Below are 17,076 nucleotides of genomic sequence, written 5' to 3'. Positions count from 1 at the left end.
TTCCCCAGCGTCTTGGGTGCACCTGCGACCATTGTGTCGTACTTTGAGGTCTGCGGACAACATCTGGGGCAAGGGGAATGTCGGATGACGACCACGGTGCACGACAACCCGGCCGACTCACGCTTCGAGATCACCGTCGACGGTGAGCTCGCCGGCTACGTCGACTATCGCAAGGACGGCGACGAGTACGCCCTCCCCCACACGCGGGTGCTCCCCCAGTTCGAGGGCCGCGGCATCGGCGGGCAGCTCATCGCCGGCGCCCTCACCGAGATCGCGTCGCGCGGCGGCACGGTGCTGCCGTTCTGCCCCTTCGTGCCCAAGGTCATCCGTGACAACCCGGAGTTTCTCGAGCTCGTCCCCGAGGACCAGCGACCCGTCTTCGGTCTCTGACGGGCACTCTGCGGCGCCAGAAGCGCGTCAGTGAACGGGATGGACCACGATGCCGTGGTCGCGCCAGAGGTCGAGCACAGCCGCCTTGTCGTCCCACGCCTCCAGCACCGTGAACCCGTCGGCGGTGACCTGCTGGAGGATCTCGGTCTTGACCACGACGTCCTTGCGGTAGTCGCCGACGATGCGCATGTGCAGCGCGTCGTACGGCACCCCGTGCCGCACCAGCCAGTCGAGCGTGAGGTCACGCCAGATGAACTCGCGTGACGTCACCACGACGACGGCGCGGCCCCGCTCGTGCTGCGCCCGTGCCGCCTCGACGACGTCGGGCCGCGGAGGGCAGTCGGCGGAGGCGGCGTGAAACGCGGCGAAGTCCTTGTCGGCACCCTCGATCAGGTGCTGGATGCTCGTCGTGTCACAGAGCGTGCCGTCCATGTCGAAGATCACCGCGTCGCGCATGGCTGCCCTTTCTGTCGGTAGGGAGGGCGGGGCTCGAACCCGCGACCCAGGGATTATGAGTCCCCTGCTCTAACCAGCTGAGCTACCTCCCCGAGGGAATGCGGGCTTAGCCTAGCGACATGGAACCCACACCCCTCGAGCCCGTCGACGAGAGCTGGGAACGCGCCCTCGTCGTCGTGGCCCACCCGGACGACGTCGAGTTCGGCGCCGCGGCCGCCATCGCCCGGTGGACCGGCCAGGGCAAGTCGGTCGTCTACTGCATGGTGACCAGCGGCGAGGCGGGCATCGACGGGCTGCCGCCTGACGAGTGCCGCGAGGTGCGGATGGCCGAGCAGATCGCCTCCGGCAAGGTCGTCGGGGTCGAGGTCGTCGACTTCCTCGGGCTGCCTGACGGCGTGCTGGAGTACGGCGTGTCGCTGCGGCGGGCCATCACCGAGGTCGTGCGGCGGCATCGCCCCGAGATCATCATCACCAACAACTTCCGCGAGACGTGGGGCGGATCGGCGCCCAACCAGCCCGACCACATGGCCGTCGGCCGCGCAGCCCTCAACGCCGCCGGCGACGCGGGCAACCGGTGGATCTTCTCCGAGCAGCTCGTCGAGGGTCTCGAGCCCTGGGGCGGCGTGAAGCAGGTCTGGGCGGCCGGCTCGCCCGACTCGACGCACGCCGTCGACACCACGGACACCTTCGACCGCGGCGTCGAGTCGCTGCGAGCGCACCAGGCCTACATCGACGGTCTCGGCTGGGAGGCCTTCGACCCCGCCGAGTTCCTCGAGGGCATGTCGCGCCCCACCGGCTCGCGACTCGGCGTGACCCATGCGGCATCGTTCGAGGTCTTCTCGCTCACCTGGGGCGAGTAGCCCGTGACCGATCCGCAGGACCATGGCGACCCCGGTCGTGTCATCCCCACGCTCGACCACGAGGGCCAGCTTCTTGCTCAGCACCTCCTGGCGAGCGGCTTCCGGACTGTGTCGGCGTGGGGGCCCGTGCAGATGGCAGTGGCGCACCTACGTCTGCAGCGTGGCGACCTGGTGGTCGACCTTGACACCGAACGAGGCGTCACCGCGATCGCCGTCCGCCGGGGAGACCTGTCGGTGCCGCTGCTCGTCGCCAACTACGTGCGTTCGCGCCCGGCATCGACCGCAGATTCAGTCGAGCTGCCCGCCGGGTGGCAGCAGCAATTCCCCTTCGACCGAGCCGCCACCATCGAGTGGCTGGCCGACGCAAAGCAGGACGCGATCAGAGCCGTCGCCCACCTGTCGTGGTGAGGGGTCCGACCTCGACGACACGAAGTCCTCGGAGACGACGAAACGGCGCCGATGTCGACGCCGTTCCGGTCCTGCTCCCCCACTTGGACTCGAACCAAGAACCCTCCGATTAACAGTCGAATGCTCTGCCAATTGAGCTATGGGGGATCGGCTTCTCACTGATGAGGAGCACGGTCGACAACTCTAGCAAGCCTCCCCCGCAGTTGTCGCATCGCCTTCCCCTCGATCGTCCGCACCTGCGCGACGCGAAGTCCCAGACGCTGCGACACCGCGGTGCGCGACAGAGGCACGGCGTCGGCGGCGCCCATCCCGAACCTCAGACGCAGCACCTCGGCGGCCTCCGGGTCGAGCCCCTCGAGCAGGTCGGCACCGTCGCCGAAGGCGTGCTCGATCGCCGGCTCCACGTCACCGAGCGGCTCCTCGCGAGGACCAGACGTCCGCATCTCTGCCCCGATCCACCGCCAGGCGTACGTCGCGAGGCGCGCGCCGCGGTCGGGGTCGAACCGGTCGACCGCACGGATGAGCCCGACTGCGCCCGACTGGACGGCGTCGCGCAGCTCCTCGCCGCGCAGGCCCAGCATGCAGGCTCGCAGAGCCACCGACCTCAGGCCCGCGGTGATGAGAGCCGCACGCGCCTCGGAGTCCCCCCTGCGGGCGCGGCGCGCGAGGGCGAGCTCCTCGGCGGCAGCCAGCGGCGGGAGGGACATCAGGTCCTGGACGAATCGATCCACACCACCACCCTGCGACGCGGCCGAGGCGTGACGCATCGACCTGCACGCCACCTGTGGATGCGCGACACGGCCGAGACCGGCTGGGGACGCGGGATCCGGCGGTCAGCGGGGAACGTCGCCGCCCAGGGAGCGATCGCGCAGGTCGCGGAACTGCTGCTCGAGGGCAATGAGGTCGCCGAACATCCGGTTGTAGGTCTCGGCCTCGTCGATGGGGTTGGTGCGCTGCAGCTTGGACTTGATCTCGGCGATGCGACGCCCGAGCGTGAGCAGCTGCAGCCGCATCAGCACGGACGCGACGACCGCCCCGGTGTTGCCCTCACGGGCGCGCATCGGCTCGACGGCGGCGATCGACAGGATGCGCTTGGCGTCGTCGTCGGGCACGGAGTCGGCGAGCTGCGGCAGCCAGTTGGCATCGGCGCCCGTCGGCCACGCCATCGCCTCGATGTGCTTCCAGAGCACCTTGGAGATGGGGTGGGTGAAGTCGTTGTCGTCGAGGTCGTCAGCGAACTGCGCCGCGAGGTGGGGGTGCTGCACGATCGCCTTCAGCGCCTCGCGCTCGTCGGCGAACTGCGGCAGGCCGAAGTTGACCGCCGGTGAGGGCAGGGCCGCATCGGCCGGCGCGTCCTGCGTCTTGGCGACGGGCTGCCCGGGACCGGCCTTGGGAGCCGACGCCACCCGGCGACGGTGCTCGGCACGCACCTGGTCGACGTCGGTGCCGACCCGGCCGGCGATCTCACGCAGGAGCTCGTCGACCTTGGACTTGTCACGGATCGCCGAGGCGAGCCCGACGGCCTCCCGCACGGCGTCGACCCGCTGGTCGCCGCGGTCGAGGTCGTACTTGCCGAGCAGGTTGTCGAGCACGAACCGGTAGAGCGGGATGCGGGAGGCGACGAGCTCGCGGACCGCCGCGTCGCCGTCGGCCAGCCGCAGGTCGCACGGGTCCATGCCGCGGGGCTCGACGGCCACATAGGTCTGCGCGACGAACTGCTGGTCGCCGCTGAACGTCTTGAGCGCCGCGCGCTGGCCCGCCTCGTCGCCGTCGAAGGTGAAGATGACCTCGCCGTGGAACGCCTGGTCGTCGAGCATCAGCCGGCGCATGACGCGCGCGTGGTCCTCGCCGAACGCGGTGCCGCAGGTCGCGACCGCCGTCGTGACGCCGGCCAGGTGGCACGCCATGACATCGGTGTAGCCCTCGACGATGACCGCCTGGCTCGACGACGAGATCGAGCGGCGGGCCAGGTCGATGCCGTAGAGCACCTGGGACTTCTTGTAGATGGGCGTCTCGGGGCTGTTGAGGTACTTGGCCTCGACCCGGTCGTCGTCGAACATGCGGCGGGCGCCGAAGCCGATGATCTCGCCGGTCATCTCGCGGATCGGCCACAGGAGCCGGCCCCGGAACTTGTCGTAGAGACCGCGGTTGCCACGGTTGGCCAGGCCACCGGTGACGAGCTCGTCCTCGGTGAAGCCCTTGCCCCGCAGATGGGCGACCAGCGCCTCTCCCCCGCGCGGCGCGAAGCCCATGCCGAACAGCTGCGCCGCTGCCTGGTCGAATCCGCGGTCCTGGACGAACTGGCGTCCGGCCTGCGCGTCGGGCGACGACTGCAGGGCCGTGGCGTAGAACTCGCCCGCCTCGCGGTGCGCGGCCAGGAGCCGGGGACGCTGGTTGGGGTCGCGGCGCGGACCGCTGGGGCCGCCGTCCTCGTAGCGCAGCGTGATGCCGGCCTTGGCGGCGAGCCGCTCGACGGTCTCGACGAAGCTCAGGCCCTCGATCTCCATGACGAACCGGAAGACGTCACCACCGGCTCCGCAGCCGAAGCAGTGGTAGGACCCGACCGAGGGACGGACGTTGAACGACGGCGACTTCTCGTCGTGGAACGGGCAGAGCCCCTTGCGCGAGCCGCCACCGGCGTTCTTGAGGGTGACGTACTGCTCGACGACCTCGTCGATGCGGGTGCGTTCGCGGACGAGCTGGATGTCCTCGTCCTTGATGCGCCCGGCCATGGGGTGAATGCTAGTCGGCGCCACCCACGCGCCGGACCGCGCCGGTCCCTCAGCCCAGTAGGCGCAGGCCCCAGGCACGCGCGGAGACGTCGGTCAGGCTGGCGACCTGGTCGATCACGACACGGCGACGGGCGGCGTCGTCGCTCGCGGCGGCGAAGTCCTCGCCGAACTCCGCCTCGAGCTCGCGGCCGTCGGAGCGGTCCAGCACCTCGACGAGGGCCAGGAGCAGCTCGCGCTGACGACCCAGCGGCCCGGCCCGGTCGTCGGACCGCATGACGTAGTGCGCGGCGATCGACTTGAGCACCGTGATCTCGTCACGGGTGTCGGTCGGCACCTCCAGGTCGGCGCTGAAACGGGTCAGCGGACCGGCTCCCCAGACGTCGACCGTCGCCACCTCGGCCGCGTGGGCGAAGCGACCGATCAAGGCGCTGGTGAGGCTCTTGAGCACGGCCCGCTCGGCCCTGCTGCCGTCGAAGGTCGTCGTGGGCCACTCCTGCAGCGCCTGGAGGCGCTCGAGCGCCGCGTCGAGGCGGTCGTCGGTGGCGGTCTCGTCGTACCAGTCACGCGCCACGTCGTGGATCGAGGCGATGTCGAGCTCGCCGGTGCGCAGACCGAACCAGCCGCCGACGACGCCGTCCTCGACGTCGTGGACGGAGTAGGCGATGTCATCGGCGAGATCCATGACCTGGGCCTCGATCGGCCTGCGCCGCGCCGGTGCGCCGTCGCGGAGCCACGCATAGACGGGGAGGTCGTCGGTGTATACGCCGAACTTGCCGCTGCCGTCAGGTGCGTCGCCGCGCACCCAGGGATACTTCACGCACGCGGAGAGTGTTGCCCGCGTGAGGTTGAGGCCGACGCTGCGCCCGTCCGGGGCGAACGTCTTGGACTCGAGCCGGCTGAGGATGCGCAGCGTCTGGGCGTTGCCCTCGAACCCCCCGCACGACTGCGCCGCCTCGTCGAGCGCCACCTCGCCGTTGTGCCCGAACGGCGGGTGCCCCAGGTCATGGGCCAGGGCCGCCGAGTCGACGATGTCAGGGTCGCAGCCCAGCGACTTGCCGAGCTCACGGGCGACCTGGGCGACCTCGAGCGAGTGCGTCAGGCGGTTGCGGACGAAGTCGTCGAACCCGGCACCCATGACCTGGGTCTTGGCCGACAGCCGTCGCAGGGCCGCCGAGTGCACGACGCGGGCACGGTCGCGCTCGAACGACGTGCGACCGGACCGCTTGGGCGGTTCGTCGACGAAGCGCTCGTGAGCCTCGTCGCCATAGGGGCGTCGGGTCATCGGATGATCTTCGCCATCGAGAGGTTCGTCGTCTCGAAGCCGGAGGACTCGTAGAGGCTGATCGCCGCGGTGTTGAAGCCGAAGACGTGCAGGCGCAGCGTGGCGACGCCATGGTCGGCGCACCAGCCCTCCGCGGCCTCCAGCAGCTCACGGCCCAGGCCCTCCCCGCGACGCGCCGCGACGATCTCGATGTCGTAGACATAGGTCTCGGGCACGGATGCTGCCGGATCGGTGAAGAGCCACAGGAAGCCCACCTCGTCACCGTCGACCGTCGCCACGAACAGGTCGTGCCCCGCCGTCGTGACCCCCTCGGGCAGCAGCTCGGCGTTCTCGCGGCGCGCGCGCTCGACGGCTCCGTCCTCGGGCCAGTTGCCGGCATCGACCTTGTCCTGCGCATAGCTGACGACGTGGTGCTCGCTCCACGTGTCGAACCGGTCGGCACTCATGGGTTCGAGGATCACCCCCGCAGGTTATCGGCTGACCAGAACCCTCGCCCCGACCACCGCAGAACGAAGCTGGGGTCACCTCCCGCGAGCGCAGCGAGTGGAAGCGACAGCCGGCCCGTGGCGCTGTCTGGCGCGCCACGGGCCGATGAACGCGACGACGGAGCGGCCGGGAGTCAGAACTTGCCGTTGCGCGGGCGCGGCTGGCACGTCGGGCACCAGAACGACGAGCGGTTCATGAACGCGTCACGCCGGATCAAGGTGCCGCACCGTCCGCACGGACGCCCCTGCTGGCCATAGGCCTGCAGGGAGCGGTCGAAGTAGCCGCTGTTGCCGTTGACGTTGACGTAGAGCGCGTCGAACGACGTGCCGCCCTGGGCCAGCGCCTCGCGCATGACGTCACCGATGTGGCCGAGCAGCGACTCGATCTCCTTCGTGCGGAGGTGCCGGGTGTTGCGCGCGTAGTGCAGCGGCGTGCGCCACAACGACTCGTCGGCATAGATGTTGCCGACGCCGGAGATCAGCGTCTGGTCGAGGATCGCGCGCTTGACGCCGGTCTGCCGGCGGCGGATGCGCGACGCGAACTCGGCCGGGTCGAAGAGCGGGTCGAGGGGGTCGCGCGCGATGTGGGCGATCTCCGGCGGGAGCTCGGCCCCGTCCTCGCTGAAGGCCATCCCGCCGAAGATGCGCTGGTCGACGAAGCGGAGCTCGCGTGGGGTGTCGCCTCCCCCATGCGCGGGGTCGTCGAGGCCCAGCGTGATGCGCAGGTGTCGCTGCGCGGGCGCACCCGCATCCGAGACGAGGAACTGGCCGCTCATCCCCAGGTGGCACAGCACGGCGTCGCTCGCGCCCCCGTCAGGGTCGTCGAGCTGCAGCCACAGGTACTTGCCGCGACGGGCGGCACCCACGACCGTTCGCCCCTCGAGACGGTGGATGAAGTCGGCCGGACCGGGCAGGTGGCGCCGGAGCGACCGGACGTCGTGCACCGTGACACGCGTGATGGTGCGACCCACCACGTGGTCGATGATGCCGAGGCGGACGACCTCGACCTCGGGCAGCTCGGGCACGGCTCAGGTGCCGGGGGTCTCGAGCCCGGCGTTGATGGCGCGCCAGGCGATCTCGGCGACCATCTGCTCGGCCTCCTTCTTGGAGCGCCCGAGACCGCCGCCGTAAGTCGTCGAGCCGACGACGACCTCGGCGGTGAAGCTCTTGTCGTGATCGGGGCCCGTGCCCACGAGCACGTAGTGCGGCACGCCGAGATCGTTGTTGGCCGAGATCTCCTGCAGGGAGGTCTTCCAGTCGAGCCCGGCACCCAGTTCGGCAGCGACCGCGATGACCGGGTCGAACACGCGGTGGATGACCTCGGCGGCCCGCTCGATGCCGAACTGGACGTAGATGGCACCGAGAATGGCCTCGACCGTGTCGGACAGGATCGAGGCCTTGTTGCGCCCGCCGGTGGACTCCTCGCCGCGGCCGAGCCGGACGTGGTCGCCGATGCCGAGCGTGCGGGCGACCTCCGCCAGCGCCTTGGCGCTCACGACGGCCGCACGGAGCTTGGCGAGCTGCCCCTCGGGCAGGTCGGGGTGCCCCGTGAAGAGCGTGTCGGTCACGACCAGGCCGAGGACCGAGTCCCCGAGGAACTCGAGGCGCTCGTTGTTGGGGACGCCACCGTTCTCGTACGCGAACGAGCGGTGGGTCAGAGCATGCTGAAGCAGCTCCGGGTCGAGGTCCTGGACTCCCAGGACCTCCCGGAGCTGCTCAGCGTCAGCTGCCGCAGAGATCAGAGGACCTGGCGACGCTCGCCGCGAGCTCCGTACTGTCCGCACTTGGTGCACGCGTGGTGCGGCTGCACCTTGGAGTCACACGCAGGGTTGGCGCAGTCGACGATCGCCGTTGCGGTGGTCTTCCACTGCGAACGACGGTGACGCGTGTTGCTGCGCGACATCTTCCTCTTCGGGACTGCCACGATCTACTCCTTGCTGTCGTCGGGCGCGATGCCCGACTCTGACTGGTCGGCTGGCGGGACCGGTTGCTCCGCCAGCTGGATCAACGATGCCCATCTCGGGTCGATCGCTTCACCGTGTGTGTGATCTGGATCGTCCGCGAGTCGCGCCCCACACTCGGGGCACAGTCCCGGACAGTCCGGACCACACAACGGGTTGTGCGGCAGTGCGAGCACCACCGCGTCCCGCAGAACGGGCTCGAGGTCGAGCAGCTCGTCCTCGAGGACATGATCCTCCTCGTCCGCCTCCTCCTGGCTGGAGGGTGCTTCGAAGAGGTAGAGCTCCTGGAATCCCACCACGACAGCTTCGTCGATCGGGTCCAGGCACCGCACACACTCGCCCACGGCCCGCGCCGAGAAGGTTCCTGTTGCCAAGATCCCCTCCATGATCGCCTCGAGCCGGAGCTCGAGCTCGATCGTGGAGCCCTCGGGCACGGCGTAGACGTCGTAACCCATCTCTGCCGGCGCCGGGGTGGATGCCGTGAAGGTACGTTCGGCGCCGGGCTTGCGACCCATCTCGTGGGTATCGAAGACCAGCGGTCCGGACAGCACGTTCAACCATCCATCCAAGAGCACGACAAGAGAATGACCTGCAAGCAGGCCGAGGTAAATCGTAACCCGTCGGGACACGCCGAGGCCAATCGGCTCCGCTCGCTCCCCCGCCGGAGTGTCGGTGCGAGGTGCGAGCATGTCCTCATGGCTGATGGCGTGACCGAGGGAACCGTGCTGCACGCCGACCTCGACGCGTTCTACGCCTCGGTCGAGCAGCGCGACGACCCGTCGTTGAGGGGCCGTCCCGTCATCGTCGGAGGCGGGGTCGTCCTCGCTGCCAGCTATGAGGCCAAGGCACGGGGCGTCCGCACCGCGATGGGGGGTCGGCAGGCCCTGCAGGCGTGCCCCGACGCCATCGTCGTCCCGCCGCGGTTCACGGCCTACACCGAGGCCAGCCGCGCGGTGTTCGAGGTCTTTCACGACACCACGCCGCTGGTCGAGGGCATCTCGATCGACGAGGCGTTCCTCGAGGTCGGCGGGCTGCGCCGCATCCGCGGCCTGCCCTCGACCATCGCGACCCAGCTGCGCGCTGACGTCCGCAGCCGGGTCGGCCTGCCCATCTCGGTGGGCGTGGCTCGCACCAAGTACCTCGCGAAGGTCGCCTCGGCGGTGTCGAAGCCCGAAGGGATGCTGGTCGTGCCGGTCGAGCAGGAGCTGCAGTTCCTCCACGCCCTGCCCGTCGAGCGACTCTGGGGTGTCGGCAAGGTCACGTCCGGCAAGCTGCGCGACGCCCGCATCCGCACCGTCGGAGACGTGGCGGAGATGTTCGAGAGCGAGCTCGTGCAGCTGTTGGGGCCCGGCGCCGGTCACCACCTCCACGCCCTGGCCCACAACCGCGACCCCCGGCCCGTGCAGACCGGCAAGCGTCGCGGGTCGATGGGTGCGCAGCACGCGATGGGGCGCGGCGACCACTCGCCGGCCGAGCTCGACCTGACGCTCCTCACCCTCGTCGACCGGGTCACCCGCCGCATGCGGGCCGCCGGACGGACGGGCAGCACCGTCACGATCAGCCTGCGCTTCGGCGACTTCACCCGTTCCACGTCGTCGCACACCCTGGCTCGTCCGACGGCCCACAACCAGACGGTCCTCGAGACCGCGCGCACGCTGCTGCGCTCTCGCGCGGGCGCCATCAAGGACAAGGGGATCACGCTGATCGGCATCTCGGTCGGCTCCCTCGACGACGAGCCGGAGCAGCTCGCGCTGCCCCTCGACGTCACCAGTGGCGGCGAGATCGACCAGGTGATCGACGCGGTGCGCGACAAGTTCGGCGGCGACTCCCTGCGTCGCGCCGTCCAGCTCGGCGCCCACGACCACCTGGCCGTCCCGCACCTGCCCGACTGAGGCCCACCTCGCTGAGGCCCGCTCCGCCGATGCCTAGGGTGGACGCATGAGCGTGATTCGTCCCCTCGCCCTCGACGATGCCGCGGCGCTCGCAGACCTCTGCACCGCCAGCCGCGCGTTCCTGGCTCCGTGGGAGCCCGAGCGCGACGAGAGCTTCTACACCGAGGCAGGTCAGGCCGAGCTGATCGAGAGCTCTCTCGCCCAGCACGAGCAGGGACTCTCGGCGCCTCAGGTCATCCTCGACACCGACGGCTCGGTCGTCGGTCGCATCACGCTCAACACCATCGTGCGTGGCGCCTTCCAGTCGTGCAGCCTCGGCTACTGGGTCAGCCAGGCGCACAACGGACGGGGCCTCGCCACACGCGCCGTGGGGGCGGCCAAGGACCTCGCGTTCGGCGCCCTGGAGCTGCACCGCGTCGAGGCCGCGACCCTGCTGCACAACACGGCATCTCAGACGGTGCTCGCGCGCAACGGCTTCGTCAGGTTCGGGCTCGCGCCCACCTACCTCCGCATCGCCGGCCGGTGGCAGGACCACGTCCTGTTCCAGACCGTCCGGCCGACGAGCTGAACCGCCACGAGCTGACCGGCGTCCAGCTGCGGCGTCAGCCCTCAGGGAGCTCGGCGAAGGCACTCTTCATGTCGCGGTACCAGCCGAGCGACTTCTTCGGGTGACGCCAGCGCCCCTTCATGTCGTCCCGCGCGGCCTGGTGGGACGCGTCGCCGGCCTGGACCGCCTCCTTGAGGTGCTTGTCCTGGGCGTTGATGACGTCGTCGGCGGTCTCACCGGTGTGTGCGAGCTCGCAGGGGCCTCCGAGCTGGCGGCAGGTCATGGTCTTCATGGTCGTACGTCCCTTCGGGGCAGCGGCCCCACCTGATCAGTGGGCTTCATCTGGTTGACGATCGAGGACGCACGGATGTGACCGCTGACGACAGATCAGTCGCGGCGCTCCGCACCGTCGCGCCGGGCCACCTGCCCGAGCACCTGCGCGTCGGCCCGGAACGTGATGCCCGTGACGACGCCGTCCACGACCGTGAAGTCGAACAGCACCATGGCCCGGCCGCGGTGGTACCAGGCGTAGGCGGGACGCTCGCCCACGAACACCGCGAGTGCGGCCGTGGCGCTGCCGTTGAAGAACGTCGCGATCTCCTGCCGGCCGGTGATCGCCTCCGGGGTGCCTGCGGCGACGGCGGCAGCGTCCGCGGACACACCGGCGTCGGGCGCCAGCAGCTGCAGGAGCCGGTCGAGGTCGCCACCACGGGCCGCTGCCATGAACGCGTCGACGACCTCCCAGTCGGCCAGCCGGTCCTCGGGAGCGGGCTGCCTGATCCGGGCCCTGGCACGGGACGCCAGCTTGCGCGCCGCGGCCGGCGTCGTGTCGAGCACGGTCGCGATGGTCGAGAACTCGAAGCCGAAGCTGTCGTGCATCACGAAGGCCACCCGCTCGGCCGGCGAGAGTCGTTCGAGCACCACGCGCAGCGCGATGCCCACCGAGTCGGCCAGGGCGATCTCGTCAGCCGGGTCGGCAGCGGTCTCGACGATCTCGACCTCCTCGGTCGGGACCGGGGTGAGGGCGCGGAGACGGTCGAGACACAGCCGTGTGGTCACGGTCGTGAGCCAGGCGGGCAGGCTCTCGATGTCGCTCTCGGTGCGGTCGAGACGCAGCCAGGCCTGCTGCACGACGTCCTCAGCCTCGCCCGGGTCGCCCAGCACCCGGGTCGCGATGCTCAGCAGCCGGGGCCGCTCGGTCTCGAACTGCGCTGTGGGGTCCATGCTTGGTTGACGCGTGAGCGGCACCGGTGGTGACCGGTCGTCAGGCGTCCTTCGTCAGCTCGTACTTCTTGGTGAGCTCTGTGTTGACGAAGTCGGGGATGAGGCCCGAGACGTCGCCGCCGTGCTTGGCGACCTCCTTGACCAGGCTGGAGGCGAGGAACGAGTACTCCGGCGAGGTCGGGATGAAGACGGTGTCGACCTCGGTCAGGCTCCCGTTCATCTGGGCCATCTGCAGCTCGTAGTCGAAGTCGGTGACCGCCCGCAGGCCCTTGACGATCGCGTCGACGCCGTTGGCGGTGCAGAAGTCGACCAGCAGGCCCTTGAACGAGGCGGTCGACACGTTGGGCAGGTGCTTCGTGGCCTCGGAGAGCAGTTCGAGCCGCTCCTCGATCGTGAACAGGCCCTGCTTGGACTCGTTGACCAGCACCGCGACGACGACCTCGTCGAACAGGCGCGCCGACCGCTCGACGATGTCGAGGTGACCGTTGGTCACGGGGTCGAAGGAACCGGGGCACACGACCTTCGTCATGTCTGCGACCGTACCGCAGGGCGTCCGAACCACAGCGTCGTCTCCCCGTACTTCTTGCTGCGGAGGCCCTCGACCTCCTCGGGCCAGACGAACGGGTCGCGGGTCGACCGCTCGACGACGAACAGGGTGTCGGTGCCCGTCAGGGCTGCCACGAGGGCTGACACCTCGCCGGTCGGCATCGCATAGGGCGGGTCGACGAACACCAGGTCGAACTCGTCTGACGTGTGCTGCTCGACGAACCGCTCGGCCTTGGTCCGGACGACGCATCCGGAGACCTGCAGCGCCTTGACGTTGCCGGCGACGACGCCCGCGGCCCGCTGGTCGGACTCGACGAACGTCGCGTGCCGCGCACCGCGCGACAGTGCCTCGAGGCCCAGCGCGCCGGAGCCGGCGAACAGGTCGAGCACCTCGAGGCCGTCGAACCCTCCGAGCTCGGACTCCAGCGACGAGAAGAGCGCCTCGCGGACCCGGTCGGACGTCGGGCGGGTGCCGTCGCCCTTGGGCGTCTTGATCTGCCGGCCGCCGTGGGTGCCGGCGATGATGCGGGTCATGTGCGCTCCAGGTAGTCGGCCTGCTCGGAGTGCTCGAGGGCGTGCACCGCGGCGGCCAGGGTGGGGTGCGAGGCCAGCGCCGGGTCGGCGGCGACGATGTCGTCGGCAGCGGCCCGGGCCTCCTCGATGACCTTCTCGTCCTTGACGACCGAGAGCAGCCGCAGGCTCGACCGGATGCCCGACTGGCGCGCGCCCAGCACGTCACCCTCGCGGCGCAGCTCGACGTCGAGGCGAGACAGCTCGAAGCCGTCGGTCGTCGAGGCCACGGCGTCGAGCCGCTCACGGGCTGGCGAGTCGACCTCGGCCCCCGTCACCAGCAGGCACAGGCCCGCGTTGGACCCTCGCCCGACGCGGCCCCGGAGCTGGTGCAGCTGCGACATCCCGAAGCGGTCGGCGTCCATCACGACCATCACGGTGGCGTTGGGCACGTCGACGCCGACCTCGACGACCGTCGTCGCGACCAGCACGTCGATGTCACCGGCCGCGAACGCGTTCATCGCGGCCTCCTTCACGTCGGGACCCATGCGGCCGTGCAGGGTGCCGAGCCGCAGGCCGTGCAGCGCTCCCCCGGTGAGCTCCTCGTGCAGCTCGACCAGCGAGGACGTCTCGCTCTCGGACGCCTCGTCGCCGATGCGGGAGACCACGACGTAGGCCTGGCGCCCCTTGCCGACCTCCTCGCGGACCCGCTCCCACCCGCGGGCGAGCCAGGCAGGTCGCTCGGCGTAGGGCACCACCGTGGTCTGGATGGGCTGGCGACCCGCCGGCAGCTCGCGCAGCGTCGACACCTCGAGATCGCCGAACACCGACATCGCGATCGTGCGAGGGATCGGCGTGGCGGTCATGACCAGGACGTGCGGCGTGACCTCGGAACGGTCGACCAGGGCGGCCCGCTGCTCGACACCGAAGCGGTGCTGCTCGTCGACCACCAGCAGGCCCAGCTCGGCAAACTGCACGTGGTCCTGGATCAGCGCGTGCGTGCCGATGACGATGCCGGCCTCGCCCGACGCGGCGTCGAGCAGAGCCTCCTTGCGCGCCTTGGCCCCCATCGAGCCCGTGAGCAGGCGCACCCGGGTCGCCCCCTCGGCGCCTCCGATCATCCCGCCCTTGGCCAGGTCTCCGAGGAGCGCCGTGATGCCGCGGAAGTGCTGCGAGGCGAGCACCTCGGTCGGCGCGAGGAGCGCGGCCTGTCCCCCGGCGTCGACGACCTGCAGCATCGCCATCAGGGCCACCACGGTCTTGCCGGAGCCGACCTCGCCCTGGAGGAGCCGGTGCATGGGGTGCGTGTGGGCGAGATCGGCCGAGATCTCGTCGACCACGGCCCGCTGTCCGTCGGTGAGCGTGAACGGCAGCTGCTGCTCAAAACGCGTGCGGATGCCGCCGTCGACGAGGGCACGGCCGGCGGCGCGGTCGTGCTCGAGCGCCTGGCGTCGCTGGGCGAAGACGGTCTGCACGACGAACGCCTCCTCGAACCGGAATCGGTCGCGGGCCTTCATCGCCTCGGCCATGCTGTGGGGCCGGTGTATCGACTCGAGCGCCGCTCCCATGTCGGCGAAGCCGCGGTCGTCCCTGATCTGCGCGGGCAGGGCGTCGTCCGGCGGGTCGAGCGTGTCGAGGCACAGCCCGATGAAGGCCTCGAGCTTCCAGGTCGGCATCTTGCCCGAGGCCCGATAGATCGGCAGGATGCCGCGCGAGAGCCGGGACGTCGCGGTGTCACCGTCCTCGTCGAACAGGTCGTAGTCGGGGTGGGTCAGCTGGAGACGTCCGTTGAACTGCCCGACCTCGCCGGAGAAGAGGCACATCTTGCCGGGAGTCATGCGGTCAGCCAGCCACCGCTGCTGGAAGAACGTCAGCGACAGCCGCGCGCCGGTGTCGTCGGTGACGATGACCTCGGTGCGGGTGCGGCGGCCGCCGGGGCCGAACGCGTAGTTCTTGGCCTCGACGACCTTGGCCAGCACCGTCGCGTGCTGGCCGACGTGCAGGTCGGCCAGGCTGCTGGCCTTGCCGAGCTCGACGTAGCGGCGCGGATAGTGCCGCAGCAGGTCGCCGACGACGTGCATGTCGAAGGTCTTGGCGAGCGGGGTGGCGGTCTTGTCGCCCAGGACGTTGACGAGCTTGGTGGAGAGGTCGACCATCACTCGACCGCGACGAACAGCGGGTAGTTCTCCTGCCCGCCGTCGTAGACCACGAGGTCGACGTCGGGCCGCAGCGCACGGAGGTAGTCGCGCAGCGAGCTCTCGTAGCCGGCGTCCGATCCTTCACCCATCACGACAGTCACCATCTCACCCGCCGGTGACAGGATCCGGTCGATGACCTCGTAGGCGACGGCGAGGACGTCGTCGCCGATCACGGCGAAGTCGCCGGTGACGACGCCGAGGACGTCGCCCGGGCCGACCGGCCCGACCATCGTCATGCCCGGCTCGGTCGCGAACGTCACGGCACCGTGCTGCGTGTGGGCGGCGGCGCTCGACATCGCCACGACGACCTCGTCGAAGCCCAGGCCCGGGTCGTGGACGGCGAGCGCCGCGAGGCCCTGCACCTGGGCGTGCGTGGGGATGACGGCGACGCGGATCCCGTCGTGGCGAGCTGCTTGCGCGGCCGCCTCGAACTGGCGGATGTAGCGGTTGTTGTTGGGCAGGACGATGATCTCGTCGGCGCCGACGTCCCTCAGCGACGCGCTCATCTCGGCCACCGTCAGCGGGTGCTCGCGGGTGAACTCGAGCGTCTGCGCCCCGGCCTCCTGGCACAGGGCGGTGAGGCCGGCGCCCGTCGTCGCCGCGATGACGACGCGGCCCTTCTGCGGGCCACGGGCGATCTGGTCGGCGAAGTGCGTGACGGCGATCCGGTAGGGCCGTCCGGCGGCGATGCCGACCTCGATCGCGGCACCGACGTCGTCGACGTGCACGTGGACGTTCCAGAGCCGGTCGCCACCGACGACGACCAGCGAGTCGCCGAGCGGCATCAGCGCGGCGCGCAGCTCGGGGATGCGGTCGTCGTCGGCCTCGAGCAGGTACATAACCTCGTACGACGGTCCGTCGGCGCTCAGGTCGTCGGCGGCGACCCGGATCGGCTGCGGCACGTTGGCCGTGACCTGGGTGGGGATGCGACCCGTGAGCGCCTGCTCCGTGGCGTCGAGGACGACGACCAACGCGCGTCCGCCCGCGTCGACCACCCCGGCCCGCGCGAGCATCTCCATCTGCTCGGGCGTGCGGGCGAGCGCCTCGCGGGCCGCCGCGGCGGCCCGGGCGAACACGGTCCGTCCGTCGACACCGGCCTCGGCGGCATCGGTGGCACCCACAGCCGCAGCCTTGGCGACCGAGAGGATCGTGCCCTCGACCGGTGCACCGACCGCGGCCCATGCCGCGTCCGAGGCCGCGACGAACGACTGCGCCACGTCGGCGGAGCTGACCGCCTGTCCGTCGAGCGAGAGATCGCGGAAGCAGGCCCGGACCAGCTGGGACAGGATCACCCCGGTGTTGCCCTTAGCGCCGGTCAGGAGACCGTCGACGTACGCCTTGACGACGCGCTCGAGCGGCTCGTCGCTGCCCAGCGCGTCGACGGCATCGGCTCCGGAGACGAAGGTCAGGTAGGCGTTGGTGCCGGTGTCGCTGTCGGGCACGGGGAACACGTTGAGGGCGTCGATCTCGGCCCGGGCCGACGACAGGGCCCCCGCGCACAGCTGCGTCCACGCCCGGAAGGCCGTGGCATTGAGGGTGAGGCCCATGGGGCGAGGCTATCGTCCGAGGAGGCCCCGACGAGGGA

At 70.4% G+C, this 17,076-nt stretch carries 20 protein-coding genes and 2 tRNA genes; 5 read left to right on the top strand and 17 right to left on the bottom strand.

Translation table 11 applies throughout. The features are described 5' to 3' along the window. The first annotated feature begins 84 nt into the window (after positions 1–84). Positions 85–390, top strand: coding sequence for a GNAT family N-acetyltransferase (locus HQK15_RS16165; RefSeq protein WP_173492525.1), 306 nt, complete (start codon positions 85–87; stop codon positions 388–390). Between the two features lie 27 nt (positions 391–417). On the opposite strand, the gene HQK15_RS16160 is transcribed toward HQK15_RS16165, so the two are convergent. Together HQK15_RS16160 and HQK15_RS16155 are read right to left on the bottom strand one after the other, a co-directional pair. After that, the gene (locus HQK15_RS16160) at positions 418–846 is read right to left on the bottom strand and encodes a phosphatase domain-containing protein (RefSeq protein WP_173492524.1); all 429 of its coding nucleotides are present in this window, start codon (positions 844–846) and stop codon (positions 418–420) included. Positions 847–864: 18 nt separating this feature from the next. Then, a tRNA-Met gene (locus HQK15_RS16155) sits at positions 865–938 on the bottom strand. 27 nt (positions 939–965) lie between these two features. Here HQK15_RS16155 and HQK15_RS16150 point away from each other — a divergent pair. Then, positions 966–1,706 (top strand): PIG-L deacetylase family protein, encoded by a 741-nt coding sequence (locus tag HQK15_RS16150; RefSeq protein ID WP_173492523.1) that lies wholly within the window; start codon positions 966–968, stop codon positions 1,704–1,706. Positions 1,707–1,709: 3 nt separating this feature from the next. Then, positions 1,710–2,114: a hypothetical protein gene (locus HQK15_RS16145; RefSeq protein ID WP_173492522.1), complete on the top strand. Its 405-nt coding sequence runs from the start codon at positions 1,710–1,712 to the stop codon at positions 2,112–2,114. A gap of 74 nt (positions 2,115–2,188) precedes the next feature. Here the strand turns inward: HQK15_RS16145 and HQK15_RS16140 are convergent. From HQK15_RS16140 to HQK15_RS16100, 9 genes are all read right to left on the bottom strand, one after another. Continuing rightward, positions 2,189–2,261 (bottom strand) — tRNA-Asn (locus HQK15_RS16140). A gap of 8 nt (positions 2,262–2,269) precedes the next feature. Then, a complete protein-coding gene (locus tag HQK15_RS16135) occupies positions 2,270–2,845 on the bottom strand; it encodes a sigma factor (protein ID WP_173492521.1) in 576 nt (191 codons plus the stop codon). Positions 2,846–2,947: 102 nt separating this feature from the next. Next, positions 2,948–4,846: a DNA primase gene (dnaG, locus tag HQK15_RS16130; protein ID WP_173492520.1), complete on the bottom strand. Its 1,899-nt coding sequence runs from the start codon at positions 4,844–4,846 to the stop codon at positions 2,948–2,950. 49 nt (positions 4,847–4,895) lie between these two features. Continuing rightward, a complete protein-coding gene (locus tag HQK15_RS16125; RefSeq protein ID WP_173492519.1) occupies positions 4,896–6,128 on the bottom strand; it encodes a deoxyguanosinetriphosphate triphosphohydrolase in 1,233 nt (410 codons plus the stop codon). Next, the gene (locus HQK15_RS16120) at positions 6,125–6,589 is read right to left on the bottom strand and encodes a GNAT family N-acetyltransferase (RefSeq protein WP_173492518.1); all 465 of its coding nucleotides are present in this window, start codon (positions 6,587–6,589) and stop codon (positions 6,125–6,127) included. Before HQK15_RS16120 ends, HQK15_RS16125 begins: the two co-directional genes overlap by 4 nt. Positions 6,590–6,747: 158 nt before the next feature. Then, positions 6,748–7,638 (bottom strand): bifunctional DNA-formamidopyrimidine glycosylase/DNA-(apurinic or apyrimidinic site) lyase, encoded by an 891-nt coding sequence (gene mutM, locus HQK15_RS16115; RefSeq protein WP_173492517.1) that lies wholly within the window; start codon positions 7,636–7,638, stop codon positions 6,748–6,750. Between the two features lie 3 nt (positions 7,639–7,641). After that, positions 7,642–8,397 carry a ribonuclease III gene (rnc, locus tag HQK15_RS16110; RefSeq protein ID WP_173492516.1) on the bottom strand — a complete coding sequence of 252 codons (756 nt, stop codon included), beginning with the start codon at positions 8,395–8,397 and terminating at the stop codon, positions 7,642–7,644. Then, a complete protein-coding gene (gene rpmF, locus HQK15_RS16105; protein WP_056607529.1) occupies positions 8,352–8,537 on the bottom strand; it encodes a 50S ribosomal protein L32 in 186 nt (61 codons plus the stop codon). The genes rnc and rpmF overlap by 46 nt, the downstream gene beginning before the upstream one ends. Before the next feature lie 3 nt (positions 8,538–8,540). Continuing rightward, positions 8,541–9,263 carry a YceD family protein gene (locus HQK15_RS16100; protein ID WP_367649221.1) on the bottom strand — a complete coding sequence of 241 codons (723 nt, stop codon included), beginning with the start codon at positions 9,261–9,263 and terminating at the stop codon, positions 8,541–8,543. A 6-nt stretch (positions 9,264–9,269) separates the two neighbouring features. Here HQK15_RS16100 and dinB point away from each other — a divergent pair, with 6 nt between their 5' ends. Then, on the top strand, positions 9,270–10,466 hold the full coding sequence (gene dinB / locus HQK15_RS16095) for a DNA polymerase IV (RefSeq protein WP_173492515.1): 1,197 nt from the start codon (positions 9,270–9,272) through the stop codon (positions 10,464–10,466). A 46-nt stretch (positions 10,467–10,512) separates the two neighbouring features. Continuing rightward, positions 10,513–11,034, top strand: coding sequence for a GNAT family N-acetyltransferase (locus HQK15_RS16090; protein ID WP_173492514.1), 522 nt, complete (start codon positions 10,513–10,515; stop codon positions 11,032–11,034). 34 nt (positions 11,035–11,068) lie between these two features. On the opposite strand, the gene HQK15_RS16085 is transcribed toward HQK15_RS16090, so the two are convergent. The 6 genes from HQK15_RS16085 to HQK15_RS16060 form a co-directional block, all read right to left on the bottom strand. Then, positions 11,069–11,305: a hypothetical protein gene (locus tag HQK15_RS16085; protein ID WP_173492513.1), complete on the bottom strand. Its 237-nt coding sequence runs from the start codon at positions 11,303–11,305 to the stop codon at positions 11,069–11,071. Positions 11,306–11,400: 95 nt separating this feature from the next. Continuing rightward, positions 11,401–12,237, bottom strand: a complete 837-nt coding sequence (locus tag HQK15_RS16080) for a sigma-70 family RNA polymerase sigma factor (RefSeq protein WP_173492512.1) — start codon at positions 12,235–12,237, stop codon at positions 11,401–11,403. Positions 12,238–12,277: 40 nt separating this feature from the next. After that, positions 12,278–12,766 carry a pantetheine-phosphate adenylyltransferase gene (coaD, locus tag HQK15_RS16075; protein ID WP_173492511.1) on the bottom strand — a complete coding sequence of 163 codons (489 nt, stop codon included), beginning with the start codon at positions 12,764–12,766 and terminating at the stop codon, positions 12,278–12,280. Then, positions 12,763–13,317 carry a 16S rRNA (guanine(966)-N(2))-methyltransferase RsmD gene (gene rsmD / locus HQK15_RS16070; RefSeq protein ID WP_173492510.1) on the bottom strand — a complete coding sequence of 185 codons (555 nt, stop codon included), beginning with the start codon at positions 13,315–13,317 and terminating at the stop codon, positions 12,763–12,765. Before rsmD ends, coaD begins: the two co-directional genes overlap by 4 nt. Then, a complete protein-coding gene (recG, locus tag HQK15_RS16065; protein WP_173492509.1) occupies positions 13,314–15,449 on the bottom strand; it encodes an ATP-dependent DNA helicase RecG in 2,136 nt (711 codons plus the stop codon). The genes rsmD and recG overlap by 4 nt, the downstream gene beginning before the upstream one ends. After that, the gene (locus HQK15_RS16060) at positions 15,449–17,038 is read right to left on the bottom strand and encodes a DAK2 domain-containing protein (RefSeq protein ID WP_173492508.1); all 1,590 of its coding nucleotides are present in this window, start codon (positions 17,036–17,038) and stop codon (positions 15,449–15,451) included. Before HQK15_RS16060 ends, recG begins: the two co-directional genes overlap by 1 nt. Positions 17,039–17,076: the final 38 nt, after the last annotated feature.

Source organism: Aeromicrobium stalagmiti, assembly GCF_013283745.1.
Classification (GTDB): domain Bacteria; phylum Actinomycetota; class Actinomycetes; order Propionibacteriales; family Nocardioidaceae; genus Aeromicrobium; species Aeromicrobium stalagmiti.
This window is presented reverse-complemented; position numbering and strand designations above follow the sequence as displayed.

Coding starts and splice junctions, on each gene's coding strand:
- HQK15_RS16165 (WP_173492525.1), top strand. CDS start 85: ATGACGACCACGGTGCACGACAACCCGGCCGACTCACGCTTCGAGATC.
- HQK15_RS16160 (WP_173492524.1), bottom strand. CDS start 846: ATGCGCGACGCGGTGATCTTCGACATGGACGGCACGCTCTGTGACACG.
- HQK15_RS16150 (WP_173492523.1), top strand. CDS start 966: ATGGAACCCACACCCCTCGAGCCCGTCGACGAGAGCTGGGAACGCGCC.
- dnaG (WP_173492520.1), bottom strand. CDS start 4,846: ATGGCCGGGCGCATCAAGGACGAGGACATCCAGCTCGTCCGCGAACGC.
- HQK15_RS16125 (WP_173492519.1), bottom strand. CDS start 6,128: ATGACCCGACGCCCCTATGGCGACGAGGCTCACGAGCGCTTCGTCGAC.
- HQK15_RS16100 (WP_367649221.1), bottom strand. CDS start 9,263: ATGCTCGCACCTCGCACCGACACTCCGGCGGGGGAGCGAGCGGAGCCG.
- dinB (WP_173492515.1), top strand. CDS start 9,270: ATGGCTGATGGCGTGACCGAGGGAACCGTGCTGCACGCCGACCTCGAC.
- HQK15_RS16090 (WP_173492514.1), top strand. CDS start 10,513: ATGAGCGTGATTCGTCCCCTCGCCCTCGACGATGCCGCGGCGCTCGCA.
- HQK15_RS16085 (WP_173492513.1), bottom strand. CDS start 11,305: ATGAAGACCATGACCTGCCGCCAGCTCGGAGGCCCCTGCGAGCTCGCA.
- HQK15_RS16080 (WP_173492512.1), bottom strand. CDS start 12,237: ATGGACCCCACAGCGCAGTTCGAGACCGAGCGGCCCCGGCTGCTGAGC.
- coaD (WP_173492511.1), bottom strand. CDS start 12,766: ATGACGAAGGTCGTGTGCCCCGGTTCCTTCGACCCCGTGACCAACGGT.
- rsmD (WP_173492510.1), bottom strand. CDS start 13,317: ATGACCCGCATCATCGCCGGCACCCACGGCGGCCGGCAGATCAAGACG.
- recG (WP_173492509.1), bottom strand. CDS start 15,449: ATGGTCGACCTCTCCACCAAGCTCGTCAACGTCCTGGGCGACAAGACC.
- HQK15_RS16060 (WP_173492508.1), bottom strand. CDS start 17,038: ATGGGCCTCACCCTCAATGCCACGGCCTTCCGGGCGTGGACGCAGCTG.